This is a genomic window from Embleya sp. NPDC056575, from assembly GCF_042793325.1.
Taxonomy (GTDB): Bacteria; Actinomycetota; Actinomycetes; order Streptomycetales; family Streptomycetaceae; genus Embleya.
Genome location: NZ_JBHTVA010000004.1, coordinates 99,411 through 113,697 on the forward strand (window position 1 = coordinate 99,411; position 14,287 = coordinate 113,697).

The following is a 14,287-nucleotide window of genomic DNA, read 5'->3' on the forward strand; positions in this document are numbered from 1 at the left end:
CGGAAGTTGCACCGCGGCGGCCGTTTGCCGTGTCCGCGGCGGGAGTTCGGACGAACGACGAGTGTCCGGCCCCACGGCACGGGGAACCGTAGGGGCCGGACACTCGGGAGAGCCGTGCGGGTAGGTGTGAGTTACCGGCGCACGGCGGTCAGGAGGCCACCGTTGGACCGCCCCTGCGCCTGACGGCCGTAGGAGGCGGCCACGTCGGCCCGGTCCAGCAGTCGGGCGTCCCAGCCGTTCTCGCCCAGCCAGGGCATCGTGCCCTCACCGAGACCGCCCTTGGCCATGGCGGCGATCTCGGCCAGTCCGGGCACCGCCTTGGCCTCGGCGAGGAACGCGGACTTGTCCAGGTTGGCGTGCTCGAACGACATCCGGCTGCCGGACGCGGACAGGTCGCCGATCATGCCGAGCAGTCGGGCCGCCTCGTCCGCGGTGAGGTAGCCGAGTACGCCCTCGACCAGCCAGGCCGTGGGCACGGTGGGGTCGAACCCGCCCGCGACCAGACGGGCCGGCCAGTCGTCGTCGCGCAGGTCCGTCATCAACACGTCGCGGGCGCACCGCGGTCGGGCGTCGGCGGCGTCCAACACCTCGTTCTTGAAGTCGAGCAGGTCGCCGAGGTCGATCTCGTACAGGTGGACGCCGGCCGGCCAGTCCAGGCGGTAGGCGCGGGCGTCCAGGCCGGCGCCGACCAGAACGACCTGCCGACACCCGGCCTCGGTGGCCGCCAGCAGGTATTCGTCGAAGAAGCGTGTGCGCACGATGACGTTGAAGCTGAGGATCTGCTTCCAGGTGGCTCGGGCCTCGACCTCGGCCGGGTCGCTCTCGTGTTGCTCGGACGCCGCGATGAACAGCGGCGCGAAGGGGTCGTCGAAGAGGCGGTCGGGGCGCCGACTCTCCTCCGCACGCACGTATGTTGCCTCTATCGACGTTCGTGCGATCTTGGAACGCATCCGGACTCCTTCGTCGTGTCGGTGTGACCGGTGTGACGGGTGTATCGGGTGCCGCTGAAATCGCTCTGAAACCGCTCTGAAACGACACCGGTCATCCCGCCCGGACGGGCCCCGGGCGGGGCCCGTCCGGGACCCGATCAGCTCGACGGCTTGGGCTTGGGCGGGCCCTTGATCACGAAGATCGCGATCAGCAGGGCGGCGCCCACGAAGGCGGTACCGGCCAGGAACGCGCTTTGCATGCCCTCGCTGAAGACGTGCTGCGTCCACTCGGAGGGCGAGGCGCCGTGCCGGTCGCCGTCCGCGGCGTTCTTGCTCGCCGTGCCGAACACGGTGACCAGGATGCCGAGTCCGAGCGCGCCGCCGAGTTGCATCATGGTCTGGAGCACGCCGGAGGCGGCGCCCGCGTCCCTGGGCTCGACCCCGGCCATCACCGTGACGTTCATCGGCATGAAGCTCAGCCCCATGCCGATGCCGAACAGCAGCAGCGGTCCGAACACACCGGTCCAGAAGGAGCTGTCCTCGGTGAGCCGGGTGAACCAGAAGAAGGCACCGGTCATCAGCGCCGCGCCGACGATCATCAAGAGCTTGGCGCCGAACCGCTTGAGCAGCTTGGGCACCTGGGTCACGGTGGCGAACATCCCGAGCGTCATGGGCAGGAAGGCGCAGCCGGATGCGGCGGGGCTGAAACCGAGCACGTCCTGGATGTACTGGCTCAGGAAGAAGAACATGCCGAGCATGCTCGCGGTGAGCAGCAGCACGTTGAGGTAGGCACTGGAACGGTTGCGGTGCGCGAACAGCCGCAGCGGCAGGATCGGCGGGTCGATCTTCGTCTCGATCACCACGAACGCGGCCAGCAGGACCCCCGCCAGCACGAAGGACGCGATGGTCGTCGCGTCGCCCCAGCCGTCGTCGGGGACGCGGATGAAGGCGTACACCAGGGCGACCATGCCGACGGTCGAGGTGACCGTGCCGAGGTAGTCGATCCTGCTCTTGCGGTGCTCCGGTTCACGAATGTAGCGGGGGGCGAGCAGCGCGACGGCCAGTCCGATCGGCACGTTGATGAACAACACCCAGCGCCACGAGGCCCAGTCGGTGAGCACGCCGCCGAGGATCAGGCCGATCGATCCGCCGGCGCCGGCGGTGGCCGAGTAGACGCTGAGCGCCTTGTGCCGGGGGGCGCCTTCGGCGAAGTTGGTGACGATCAGGGACATGGTGCTGGGCGCGGCCAGCGCGGCGCCCACACCCTGGACGGCCCGGGCGGCGATCAGCAGCTCCGGGTTCTGGGCCAGGCCGCCGACCAGGGATGCGACGGTGAAGATGACCGTGCCCAGGACGAGCATGCGGCGCTTGCCCAGGATGTCGCCGATCCGGCCACCGAACAGCAGCAGGCCGCCGAACGCCAGGGTGTAGGCGTTGATCACCCAGGCCAGCCCGGTGCGCGAGAAGCCGAGGTCCTGTTGGATCTTCGGCAGTGCGATGTTCACCACCGTGGCATCGACGCTGATCATCAGATAACACACCGCGATGATCGCCAGGATGATTCCGGAGTGCGGCGCCGCGGGCGCCGCCGCCGCACGTTCGGTCTCACCGGACAGCGCACGGCTGTCGGCGACGGTGTCGGTGTGGTCCTCGGGCATTTCTCTCCTACGCGGACTCTCGACGCCTGGGTCCCGATGGTCGTGGGAACTTCACACTCGCACGCGGACGGCGTCACGACGGATTATCCAGGGACTGTCCCCGATTAGCCGTTCCGACAATACAGGGATAGTCCCCGTTTTCTCAAGCGGTGTCCGCATCAGGGCTCTGAGCAGGGCGGGGACTATCATGGGCACCTGCTCGGCGGCCCAGGGCGCGCCGACGCGACGCCCTGATGTCACGCAGTAGGGACGTTCACATGACGGTCACCTCCGGAGACCCCGCGAGGCCCACCGGTCCGCGGCAACCGCCGACGCGGGCCGACGCCCGCCGCAACTACGAGCGGCTGCTCGTCGCGGCCGGCGAGGCATTCGCCGAGAACGGCGCGGGCACCTCGCTCGACGACATCGCCAAGCGCGCCGGAGTCGGCAACGCGACCCTCTACCGCCACTTCCCCACCCGCGAGGTGCTCCTCGAAACGGTCTACCGGGACGAGATCCAACAGTTGGGCGACCACGCGTGGGCGGCGTCACCGTCCGGCGACCCGGTCGAGGCGCTGGCCGACTGGCTGCGCCTGGCGGTGTCCCGACTGCGGGTCTACGAGGGCCTGAAGGGTCTGCTGGAGATCGCCCTGCGCGACGAGAGCGCCGAGTTGGCGTCGTGGTGTCGGGCCACCATCCGGTCGGCGGCGGCCCACCTGCTCGCCAGGGCGCAGCGGGAGGGCGCCATCCGCGGCGACATCGACGAGTTGGTGCTGCTGCGGTTCGCCAACGCGATCTCGCTGACCGCCGAGATGAGCACGACCGGCACCGACCCGACGGACCAGCTCATCTCGCTGCTCTTCGACGGGCTGCGCACACGCTGAGCGGGCTCGCGCGGGCGGCGGGCGCGTAGGCGGCGGGTGCGGGGCGTCGGCGGCGGTTCGCGCGGACGCCCACCTCGCTCAGCGGGCGGTGTGCTCCGCGGCGGGTTCGCCGACCCGGACCGCGTCCGCCAACAGGCGGAAGGAGTGCACCCGTTCGGGCAGACCGTGGATCAGGCCGAGCGCCATCAACTCGTCCGCGCCGGTCTCCCGGACCAGTTCGCCGACCCGACGACGGATGGTGTCCGGGCCGCCGATGAGGTGGTTGTCCAGCCGCTCCTCGATGAACCGTCGCTCCTGGGCGGTGTACGAGCGCCGCGCCGCCTGTTCCGGTGTGGGATGCAGGCCCGGCATGCCCGTGGTGCGGTGCAGCAGGGAGGTCAGCGCCATCGGCCCGGCCAGCCAACGCGCCCGCTCGTCGCTGTCCGCCGCGATCACCATCGCCGCGAGGATCGCGTACGGCCGGTCCAGTTCCGGCGAGGGGTGGAAGGTGGTCCGGTACACATCCAGCGCCGCCGCCGCGCCGGCCGGGGCGAGGTGGTGCGCGAACGCGAACGGCAGGCCCAGCATGCCGGCCATCCGCGCGCTGTAGCCGCTGGTGCCCAGCAGCCAGGTGGGCATCCGCGCGCCCTGCGCGGGCACCGCGAGCACGGCGGCGGAGTCCGGCGAGGCGGCCGGCTCGAAGTAGCTCATCAACTCGACCAGCCGCTGCGGGAAATCGTCCTGCTCCCCCGGCGCGACCACCCGGCGCAGCGCGCGCGCCGTACCGGGATCGGTGCCCGGCGCCCGGCCGACGCCCAGATCGATCCGCCCCGGGTGCAGCGCCTCCAGGGTGCCGAACTGCTCGGCCACGACCAGCGGCGCGTGGTTGGCGAGCATCACCCCGCCCGCGCCCACCCGCATCCGAGTGGTGGCGTCGGCGATCCGGCCGATCAACACCGGCGGCGAACAACTGGCGATGTTGCGCATCGCGTGGTGTTCGGCCACCCAGTACCGGTGGTAGCCCATCTCCTCGACCCGGCGCGCCAGTTCGATGGTCTCACGCAGCGCGTCGGTGGCGGTCGAACCCTCGAACACCGGTGAGATGTCCAGCACGGACAGACGAACATCCGGTACGTCGCTCATCGTTGGTTCCCTTCGGCAGGCCCGGCGATCGTGCTCTCGGACCCACCCCCGAGCACGTCGATCCGCGTGCCGGTGGATCCCTCGACGGCCCGAACACGCGCGGAGGGCAGACCACTTGGGGGGCGGGCGACTTCACGATACGGGGACTCTCCCCGTTTGACAATCCGCGCGTTCCCGGGACGAGCGGAGGCGAGGTGGTGGCGTTGTCGTCGACGGCCGGGGTGCTCGGGTCAGGGGGTGTCGCGGCGCAGTGCCCGGCCGGGGAGGGCGCCGGTGGGGGCGCCGTCGCGCAGTGCCGGGATGCCGTTGATCAGGACGTGGCGCATGCCTCGGGCGTAGCTTTTGGGGTTGGCGTAGGTGGCGGTGTCCTCGACGTCCGCGAGTCGGAGGATCGCGACGTCGGCGTGTGCGCCGGGGGTGAGGAGGCCGCGGTCGCGCAGGCGCAGGTTCGTGGCGGGCAGGGAGGTCATCCGGCGGATGGCCTCCTCCGGGGTGACGATGGCCTCGTCGCGGGCGTAGCGGCCGAGCACGCGGGCGAAGGTGCCGAAGGCCCGGGGGTGGACCGGGTGGTCGGCGAAACGTTCGTCGGCGGCCGGGGCGTCGGAGTCCGAGCCGACCGAGACCCAGTCGTGGGCGAACGCCAGGCGGGTGTTGTCCTCGTCGCCGATGAAGTAGGCGGCGTCGGCGTGCGGGGCGGCCAGGACGATGTCGAGGAGGGTGCTGATCGGGTCGGCGTCGCCTCGGGCCTCGGCGATGTCGGCGATGGTGGAGCCGGCGGGGACGTCGATCTCCGGATGGTGGGACAGGACCACGACGCCGGCGGCCCCGCCGCTCATCCGCCACAGGCTTTCCCAGTCGCCGCCGTCGCGAATGGCGGCGGTGATGGTCGCACGGTCCGCGGGGTTGCCCAGACGCTCGTGCAGCCGGTCGGCGCCGCCGAGGTGGAAGGGCGGGGGGATGGCGGAGGCCAGCAGGGTGCTGCCGGCGGCGTAGGGGTAGATGTCGGCGGTGACCTCGATGCCGGCCGCCCGGGCGGACTCGATCCGCTCCAGGACCCGGCGCATCTTGGGTCGGTTGTCCCGGCCGGCGGTCTTGAGGTGGTAGATCTCGGCGCGCGCGCCGGAGTCCCGGGCGATGTCGAGGAGTTCGTCGACGGCCTCCAGGAGGCGGTCGCCCTCGTTGCGCAGGTGCGAGATGTACAGCGCGTCGTGCCGGGCCAACACCCGTGCGTAGGCCGTGAGTTCGCGGGTGTCGGCGTAGGTGCCCGGCGGGTAGATCAGGGCCGAGCCGACGCCGAGCGCGCCGTCCGCCAACTCCTCGTCGAGCAGGGCGCACGCGCGGGCGAGTTCGTCGTCGTCGAGCGGGCGGCCCTCGATGCCGGCGACGGACATCCGCAGGTTGTCGGCGCCGACGAAACTGGCGACGTTCTGGCCGACGCCGGTGGATTCGAGGTGGACCAGGAAGTCGCGCAGGCGCGGCCAGGCGGCGCGGGCGCCCTCGGGGAGCGCGCCGAAGAGTTCGATCATGTTCGCGGCCATCGCCTCCGTCACCGGGCCGAGGGAGAGGCCCTCGCCGAAGATCTGGGTGGTCACGCCCTGGTACAGGTCGGACAGGCCGCGGGGGTCCTGCTGGAGGGTGAAATAGGCGTGGCTCAGCACGTTGACGAAGCCCGGACACACCACGCAGCCCCGCGCGTCGATCTCGTCACGTCCCGTGATGGCGCCGATGTCGCCGAGTGCGACGATCCGCCCGCCGTCGATCGCGAGGTCGCCGTCGTACGCGGGGGATCCGCTGCCGTCGACGAGGGAGCCGGCCCGGACGACGAGGTCGACGAGCCGGTCTCCGGGCGCGCCGGCGGCGTGATCGTCCACGGGCGTTTCGACGGCCGTGTCGGGTTGCGGGTCGAACCGCGGGTCGGGCTGCATGTGGAACCTCTCGGGTATGGGAACCCGCCGCCTCCCCGGGCCCCGACGTTTCCCGAGTATCGCCCGCGATCGGACCGGGAGCCTCGGGTCCGTACACGAGCGGCGTGCCGAAGATGTGTCCGCGCGGACGAAGACCGGTCACCACCCGACGGGTCATCGCCGCGACCGGGGCGCCGGGGGCGTGGGGGTGCGGGTCCACGGCCGGGTCGACCCCGAGGCGGTCGGCGGCAGGTCGGCGAGGGCGGCGGCGCGTCACACTCGCCGAGTACCGGCGGACCGCCGCGAAGCCCGGGCGGCCCGGGTTCGGGCCGCCTTTCCTCGTCGGTGGTCACGGGGCGTAGGTCAGGGGTAGTTCGGCGAGGCCGCGCAGGAAGTCCGAGGCGCGCCAGCGCAGCTTTTCCGCCGGGACCGCCAGTTCGAGGGTCGGGAAGCGGGTGACGATCTCGGTGAGGGCGACCTTGATCTCCTGGCGGGCCAGGCGTTGGCCGAGGCAGAAGTGGGGGCCGTGGCCGAAGCCCAGGTGGGCGGTGGTGGACCGGGTGATGTCGAAGGTGTGCGGGTCCTCGCGGATCGCCGGGTCGCGGTTGGCGGCGGAGAGCAGGAAGCGCACCAGGTCGCCCCGGCGCACGAGCACGCCGCCGATCTCCAGGTCGGTCAGCGCCACCCGGTTCGTGGTGGACAACAACGAGCCGCGAAAGCGCAGCGCCTCCTCGACGGTGCCCTCCACGAGCGTGGGATCGGCCCGGAGTGCGGCCAACTGGTCGTCGTGGGTGATGAGTTCGTACAGTGCGGCGGCGATCAGGTAGGCCGTGGTGACGTGCCCCGCGAACAGCAGCACGGAGCCGAAGCCGATCAGTTCGTTGGCCGACAGCCGTGATCCGTCGTCGAGTTCGGCCTGTACCAGCTCGCTCAGCAGGTCCTCGGTCGGCTCGGCGCGCTTGGCGTCGACGAGGTTGGCGCAGTAGGCGACGAACGCGTCCATCGCCGCCCGGCGTACCGCCGTCGAGGGCGAGTCCATGTTCTCCACCCGGGTGCGGAACACCTCGCGGTCCGCCATCGGCACCCCGAGCAGTTCGCAGATCACCTCCAGCGGGAACGGGTTGGCGAACGCCTCGACGATGTCCACCGTGCCGCCCTCGGCCGGCAGCCGGTCGAGCAGTGTGCGCGCGATGTCGACGATCCGCGGTTCCAGGTTGCGCACGGCCCGCGACGCGAACGCGGCGCTGACCAGGCGGCGGTAGCGGGCGTGGTCCGGATTGTCCTGCTCGAACAGCACGGTCGGACCGTCGGCGGACTGGGCCGCGTGCGGCGCGTGCGTGTGCAGGTCGTTGGACAGCCGTGGGTCGCCGAGGAGTTGCCGGGTCAGTCCGGCGCCGAGCACGGTCCACGCCTCGATGCCGCCGACCTGTCGGGTGCGGATGATCGGGTACCGCCGGGCCAGTTGCTCCAGTTCCCGTTCGGCGTCGGGGAGTGTGGAGATCTGGACCAGTTCGAGCACGGGAATCATGGCCGACTCTCCTCGGGAGCTGATGTGTCGCCGGGACGCGACGCCGGCAACTCGGCCAACCACAGGTGCCGGTCGGCGATCCGCCACCGGCTCCCCTGCCGGGCCAGCACGTCGGCGTACACCCCGCTGCGGGTGAACTCCTGGCGGCCGTCCCGCGGATGGGCGAACGCCACCGCCATCAGCGACCGCGCCTCGGCGGTGTCGCCGTCGAGGCGGGTGATCACCGTGTTGGTCACGAAGTGCCGCTGGTGGGCGGCCCGGGTGCGCAGGTTGTGCTCGCGCAGCGCGGCCATCGCCGCGACGATCTTGTCCCGGCCGGACACCGAGGGCGGAAATCCCTCGGGGGCGGGAGTGAACGCGTACGTCGCGTCCTCGGTGAAAAGGTCGCCGAGCCCGTCGTAGTCGCCCGCGTCGTAGAGCAGGCTGTACGCGGCGACGAGATCCTGGATCGCGGCCCGGTGGACCAGGAACTCCGCGTCGAGATGGTCGACGGAGCCGGGTTGCGGGTATCGCGGATAGCGCGGGTCGGTCATGCCGTGCCTTCCCTCGTGTCGTTCGAAACCGTCCTGTCACCGGCCAGCCACGCGCACACCACCGCACCGGTCTGCTCCGCGTGTTCGCCGATCATCGTGCAGTGGTCGCCCTCCACCTCGGCGGCCGTGTGCTCGTACGGCCAGGTGGAACGCCAGTCCTCGCCGGTCATCGGCTCCTCCGGCGAGCCCGGGACGCAGCGTGAGGGCCGCACCACGAGCGTCGGCGCGGAGCCGGGCTTGGGCTCCCAGCCCCGGAACATCCGGCGGTAGGTGCCGATCGCGGTCAGCCCGGTGTAGTCGAGCGCGGTGAACGCCTGCCGGCGCACGATCACCTCGTAGTTCATCGCCTTGCGCATGCGCCGCGACATCGTGGCGGGCAGGTAGGTGTCGAGCAGTACCACCCCGGCGGGCGTACGGCCGGTCGCCTCCAGGCGGGTGGCCACCCCCTGGGCGAGCCAGCCGCTGGAGGAGTAGCCGAGCACGGCGAACGGGTCGTCCCCGGCGCACCGCAGCGTCGCCTCGGCCAGCAGGTCGAGCAGCACGTCCAGCGAGGCGGCCAGCGGCTCGCCGGGCCGGAAGCCCGGTACGGTCACCACCGCCGTGTCGTGCCGGCCCTCGAACGTGCCCGCCAACCGGCCGAACTGGATGGCGCCCTCGACCGGCGCGAACGGCGGGAAGCAGATCACCCGGGGCCGCGCCGGTCCGCGCGCGAGCCGGGTGAAGCCGGGTGTCTCCGGGAGCCGGTTCGGGTCCTCGAAGGTCTGCCGCAGGCCGGCCGCGCCGACCAGGAGCGATTCCGCGTCGTCCATCCGGCCGAGCAGGGCCAGTTTGCGGTAGACCGTGCCGAGCAATTCGTTCGAGTCCTCGGCGCCGCCGGGCGCCGTCGACACCGGGCGGGTCCGGGGCACACCCTCGCGCAGGGCGTCGGCCAGGTGTGCGGCCAGGGCCGCGGGCGTCTCGTGGTCGTAGATCAGGGTGCCGGCCAGGTGTACCCCGGTGGCCTCGGCGACGCGGTTGCGCAATCCGACGGCGGCCAGCGAGTCGAAGCCGAGGTCGCGAAACGGCCGGTCGGGTTCGATCGCCTCGACGCCCGCGTGGCCGAGTTGCGCGGCGACCTCGGCGCGGACCAGGTCGAGCAGTTCGGCCGCGAGCCGGGCCGGCGAGCGGGTCACCGCCGGGTCCCACGCTCCCCCGGGCCGGGTCGGCGGGGCGACCGCGGTCGCCGGCTCCGCGTCGATCAGGTCGGTGATCAGCGGCCGGGGACGGGCGGAGGTGTAGCCGGCCGCGAATCGGGGCCGGTCCAGGTCGGCCACCGTCACGCAGGTGAGGTCCTCGACCAGCGCCCGGCCCAGTGCGGTCAGCGCCGCGGCCGGGTCCATCGCCCGTACGCCGACCCGGGCCAGGAGCCGTTCGCCCTCGCCGGCCGCCATCCCGCCGGCCGCCCACGGTCCCCACGCGATCGCGGTGGCGGGCAGGCCGCGTTGCCGACGGCGGACGGCGAGCGCGTCCAGGAAGGCGTTGGCCGCCGCGTAGGCGCCCTGTCCGGCGCCGCCCCATACGCCCGCGCCGGAGGAGTAGAGCACGAACGCGTCCAGGGCCCGGTCCGCCCCGAAGAGCGCGTCCAGGGCCAGCGCGCCGGCGACCTTGGCGGTGACGGTGTCCGCGACGGCGTCGGCACCGGTCGCGGTGGGCGATCCGGGCACGCCCGCCGCGTGCACGACGGTACGGATCGGCGCACCCGTCGCGGGCAACGCGGCACGCAGCCGGTCCGCCGCGTCGGGCGCGGTCAGGTCGCAGGCGATCGCCACCACCTCGGCGCCGGCCGCCTCGAGGTCGGCCCGCAGTGCGTCGAATCCGGGTGCCCGCGCGCCGCGTCGGCCCAGCAGGATCACCCGCTCGGTGCCGTGCGCGACCAGCCAGCGGGCGGTGTGCGCGCCCAACACGCCGGTGCCGCCGGTGATCAGCGCCGCGTCGCGGGTACGCACCGCCCGGCCCGACCCCTCGGCCGGCAGCGGGGTCAGCCGTCGGGTGAACACGCCCAGCGGGCGGATGGCGAACTGGTCCTCGGCCGAAGCCCCGGCCAGGATCGTGGCCAACGCCCCCAGCGCGCGGGCATCCGCGGCGGCCGGCAGGTCGACCAGGCCGCCCCAGCACCCGGGCTGCTCCAGGCTCGCCACCAGGCCCCTGCCCCACAGCCCGGCGCCCACGGGATCGGCCAGGTCCTCGCCCAGGACCGACGCTGCCGCCCGGGTCACACACCAGAGCGGGGCGGCGACCTCGAACCGGCGCAGTTCCGCGAGCTGTTCGCCCATCGCCACAACGGCGGCCACGAGGTCGGCGCAGTCGTCACCCGCGCACGAACCCGGCCCCGAATCGGAGCCGCAACTCGAACCGGAGCCGGAGCCGGCGCCCGAACACGAACCCGAACCCGAACCGGAGCCGGAGCCCGAACCGGAGCCGATCAACGACACCACTCCGGCGACGGGTTCGGTTCCGACGTGCGACCCGATGCCCTCGCCCCCGACCCGCACCACCTCGGCGCCACGCTCGGTCAGCTCCCGGGCCAGCGCGTCCGCCAGGTCGCTCGCCGCCGGGTGCACGAGCAGCCAGCGCCCGGACAACGCGGCCGCGTCGGGCGATTCACCCGCCCACGGCTCCCACCGCACCGCGTAGCGCCACGACGCGGCCGTCGCGTCCACCCGCCGCCGGGCTCGCCAGGACGACAGCGCCGGTACCACCTCGCGCAGCGGCGCGTCCTCGGACACCGCCAGGATCGCGGCCAGTTCCCCCGTCCCGGCCCGCTCGACCGCATCCCACAGGGGGCCGTCCACCGAATCCGGCCCGGCCGGCGTCACCGAGGCCTGCGCCGGCTCCAGCCAGTAGCGCCGCCCCTGGAACGCGTAGGTCGGCAACTCCACCCGCCGCCCGCCCGGGCCGCCGAGGGCCCCGACCCAGTCCACCGGCAGCCCCCGCACGAACGCCGTGGCCAGCGCGCCGGCCAGCGTCGCCACGGCCGGTCGGCCACGCCGCCGGGCCGGCACCCCCAGCACCTCGCCCGCCCCCGCCGTGCACTCGGCCACCATCGCGGTCAACGCCGCGTCCGGACCCAGTTCCACGAAGGTGGCCACACCCCGCTCACGCAACGTGCCGACCGCGTCCGCGAACCGCACCGCGTCGCGCACATGCCGCACCCAGTACTCCGGATCGCCCACCTCCTCGGCTGTGACAACCCGCCCGGTGGTATCCGACACCAACCCGATCTGCGGCGGCCCGAACGACAACCCGGCCAGGACGTCCCGCAGTTCCGCCGACATCGGCTCCATCAGCACCGAATGGAAGGCGTGCGAGACCCGCAACCGCGAACTGCGCCAACTGCGCGCCGCACACCGCGCCGCCACCTCGTCCACCGCCGCCACCGCGCCCGAAACCACCACACTCGCCGGTCCGTTGACCGCCGCGATCGACACCGGCAGCCCATTCGACAGCGCGGTGACCTGCGCCTCGCTCGCCCCCACCGCGAGCATCGCGCCCCCGCCCGGCAACGCGCTCATCAACCGGGCCCGCGCCGCGACGAACGCCACCGCGTCCGCGAGCGAGAACACCCCCGCCACGTACGCCGCGACGATCCCACCCAACGAGTGCCCGACCACGAAGTCCGGGACCGACCCCAGTGAACTCCACAGCCGGTACAGCGCCACCTCGAACGCGAACAACACCGGCTGGGCCACCCCGGTGTCCTGGGCGTCGACACCGACCGTGCCGTCCACGCCGAGCAACACGTCCCGGACCGAGAACGGCACCACCGCGTCGAACGCCGCGCCCACCTCGTCCAACGCGCGGGCGAACACCGGGAAAGCCGCGTACAACTCCCGCCCGATCCCGGGCAATCGACCCCCCTGCCCAGTGAACACCACCGCACCCCGCCCGGCGACCCGACCACCCGCACCGCCGGCTCGCGGCACATTCCCGGTCACCACGACCGGAGTTCCCCCCTCCGACGGCTCGACCGCACCCGGGGACCCCGCCGCCAACGCGGCCAACCCACGCCCCAGCTCGGCGGCGTCCCGGCCCAGCACCACCGCCCGGTGGTCGAGCAGCGCCCGTCCCGTCACCAAGGACCGACCGACGTCCGCCGGATCCGCGACCCCCAACTCCCGCAACCGCGCCGCCTGCGCGCGCAACGCCTCCGGGGAGCGCGCCGACACCACCCACGGAATCAACCCACCGACACCCGGGACGGGTTCGGCCGCCTCCCCCGAAACCCCCTCGACCGCCGGCGCCTCCTCCAGGACCACATGCGCGTTCGTCCCGCTGATCCCGAACGACGACACACCCGCCCGACGCACTCGAACGCCCGCGGGCCACGGCACCTCGTCGGTCAGCAGCTCGACCCGCCCCGAGGCCCAGTCCACGTGCGGCGACGGCCGATCCACGTGCAGTGTGCGCGGCAGCAGCCCGTGCCGCAGGGCCATCACCATCTTGATCACCCCGGCGACCCCGGCCGCGGACTGGGTGTGCCCGATGTTGGACTTCACCGACCCCAGCCACAGCGGCCGATCCGCCGGCCGGTCCCGCCCGTAGGTGGCCAACAGCGCGTGCGCCTCGATCGGGTCGCCGAGCACCGTCCCGGTCCCGTGCGCCTCCACCGCGTCCACATCGGCGGCCGACAAGCCCGCCGCCGCCAACGCCTGCCGAATCACCCGCTGTTGCGACGGTCCGTTCGGCGCGGTCAACCCGTTCGACGCGCCGTCCTGGTTCACCGCCGAGCCGCGCAGCACCGCCAGTACGGGATGGCCGTTGCGCCGCGCATCCGACAACCGCTCCACCAGCAGCAGCCCGACGCCCTCACCCCACCCGGTGCCGTCCGCCGCCGCCGCGAACGACCGGCAGCGGCCGTCCGAGGCCAATCCGCCCTGCCGGGAGAACTCCACGAAGGCGGTCGGCCGGGCCATCACCGTGACACCCCCGGCCAGGGCCAGCTCGCACTCCCCCGAGCGCAGCGCGTTGGCCGCCAGGTGCAGCGCCACCAGCGACGACGAGCACGCCGTGTCGAGGGTGACCGCCGGGCCCTCCAGACCGAGCGTGTAGGCGATCCGCCCGGACACCACGGACATCGAGCCACCGGTGACCCGATGGGCCTGGATCTCGGCGTTGTCCGCCCGCATCCCGCCGCCGTAGCCGAGCGCGCCGGCGCCGACGAACACGCCGGTCCGGCTGCGCCGCATCGACAGCGGATCGATGCCGGCCCGCTCGAAGGTCTCCCACGCGGTCTCCAGGAGCAGCCGCTGCTGCGGGTCCATCGCCAACGCCTCGTGCGGCGAGACGCCGAAGAACTCGGCGTCGAACGCGGCCGCGTCGTAGACGAATCCGCCCTGCCGGGTGGTCGACCCGCCGGATCCGGCCGAACCGCCCTTGTCGCCCGGCAGGTCCGCGTAGACGTTCGCCGGATCCCAGCCCCGGTCGGAGGGGAAGCCGGCGATCGCGTCCGTCCCGGTCCGCACCAGCTCCCACAGGTCCTCGGCGGAGCGTACGCCGCCCGGCAGCCGGCACCCGATCGCCACGATCGCCACCGGCTCGCGGGCGGCCGACTCCACCTCGTGCAGCCGCTGCTTGGTGCGGCGCAGATCCGTGGCGGTCTCCCGGAGGAAGTGCCGCAGCCGTTCTTCGTTCGACATGTCCGTACGTCCGTCCTCTGCCTGGTCGAACCTGATCGAGCCGTGTGCCGTCGAGCCCGTGACCGGCGGTCGTCG

Annotated in this window: 8 protein-coding genes; 1 reads left to right on the plus strand and 7 read right to left on the minus strand. The window is 72.9% G+C overall.

Annotated elements, in window-relative coordinates:
* Positions 1 to 131 precede the first annotated feature (131 nt).
* Both ACFRCG_RS04165 and ACFRCG_RS04170 read right to left on the minus strand, forming a co-directional pair.
* A complete protein-coding gene (locus tag ACFRCG_RS04165) occupies positions 132 to 950 on the minus strand; it encodes an SAM-dependent methyltransferase (protein WP_380001851.1) in 819 nt (272 codons plus the stop codon).
* Positions 951 to 1,087: 137 nt separating this feature from the next.
* Positions 1,088 to 2,587 (minus strand): MFS transporter, encoded by a 1,500-nt coding sequence (locus tag ACFRCG_RS04170; RefSeq protein WP_380028559.1) that lies wholly within the window; start codon positions 2,585 to 2,587, stop codon positions 1,088 to 1,090.
* Positions 2,588 to 2,844: 257 nt separating this feature from the next.
* On the opposite strand from ACFRCG_RS04170, the gene ACFRCG_RS04175 reads away from it, so the two are divergent.
* Positions 2,845 to 3,450: a TetR/AcrR family transcriptional regulator gene (locus ACFRCG_RS04175; RefSeq protein WP_380028561.1), complete on the plus strand. Its 606-nt coding sequence runs from the start codon at positions 2,845 to 2,847 to the stop codon at positions 3,448 to 3,450.
* Positions 3,451 to 3,528: 78 nt separating this feature from the next.
* Here ACFRCG_RS04175 and ACFRCG_RS04180 read toward each other — a convergent pair whose 3' ends face one another.
* From ACFRCG_RS04180 to ACFRCG_RS04200, 5 genes are all read right to left on the minus strand, one after another.
* Positions 3,529 to 4,572: an LLM class flavin-dependent oxidoreductase gene (locus tag ACFRCG_RS04180; RefSeq protein ID WP_380028563.1), complete on the minus strand. Its 1,044-nt coding sequence runs from the start codon at positions 4,570 to 4,572 to the stop codon at positions 3,529 to 3,531.
* Between the two features lie 230 nt (positions 4,573 to 4,802).
* Entirely contained in the window at positions 4,803 to 6,497 is a 1,695-nt protein-coding gene (locus ACFRCG_RS04185; protein ID WP_380028565.1) for an amidohydrolase family protein, read from the minus strand.
* A gap of 328 nt (positions 6,498 to 6,825) precedes the next feature.
* On the minus strand, positions 6,826 to 8,004 hold the full coding sequence (locus tag ACFRCG_RS04190) for a cytochrome P450 (RefSeq protein ID WP_380028568.1): 1,179 nt from the start codon (positions 8,002 to 8,004) through the stop codon (positions 6,826 to 6,828).
* Positions 8,001 to 8,537 (minus strand): nuclear transport factor 2 family protein, encoded by a 537-nt coding sequence (locus ACFRCG_RS04195; RefSeq protein WP_380028570.1) that lies wholly within the window; start codon positions 8,535 to 8,537, stop codon positions 8,001 to 8,003. The genes ACFRCG_RS04190 and ACFRCG_RS04195 overlap by 4 nt, the downstream gene beginning before the upstream one ends.
* The gene (locus ACFRCG_RS04200; protein ID WP_380028791.1) at positions 8,534 to 14,248 is read right to left on the minus strand and encodes a type I polyketide synthase; all 5,715 of its coding nucleotides are present in this window, start codon (positions 14,246 to 14,248) and stop codon (positions 8,534 to 8,536) included. The genes ACFRCG_RS04195 and ACFRCG_RS04200 overlap by 4 nt, the downstream gene beginning before the upstream one ends.
* Positions 14,249 to 14,287: the final 39 nt, after the last annotated feature.

Bases quoted from the DNA above. Each gene is read 5' to 3' on its own strand.
- ACFRCG_RS04165 (WP_380001851.1), bottom strand. From the start codon at position 950: ATGCGTTCCAAGATCGCACGAACGTCGATAGAGGCAACATACGTGCGT.
- ACFRCG_RS04170 (WP_380028559.1), bottom strand. From the start codon at position 2,587: ATGCCCGAGGACCACACCGACACCGTCGCCGACAGCCGTGCGCTGTCC.
- ACFRCG_RS04175 (WP_380028561.1), top strand. From the start codon at position 2,845: ATGACGGTCACCTCCGGAGACCCCGCGAGGCCCACCGGTCCGCGGCAA.
- ACFRCG_RS04180 (WP_380028563.1), bottom strand. From the start codon at position 4,572: ATGAGCGACGTACCGGATGTTCGTCTGTCCGTGCTGGACATCTCACCG.
- ACFRCG_RS04185 (WP_380028565.1), bottom strand. From the start codon at position 6,497: ATGCAGCCCGACCCGCGGTTCGACCCGCAACCCGACACGGCCGTCGAA.
- ACFRCG_RS04190 (WP_380028568.1), bottom strand. From the start codon at position 8,004: ATGATTCCCGTGCTCGAACTGGTCCAGATCTCCACACTCCCCGACGCC.
- ACFRCG_RS04195 (WP_380028570.1), bottom strand. From the start codon at position 8,537: ATGACCGACCCGCGCTATCCGCGATACCCGCAACCCGGCTCCGTCGAC.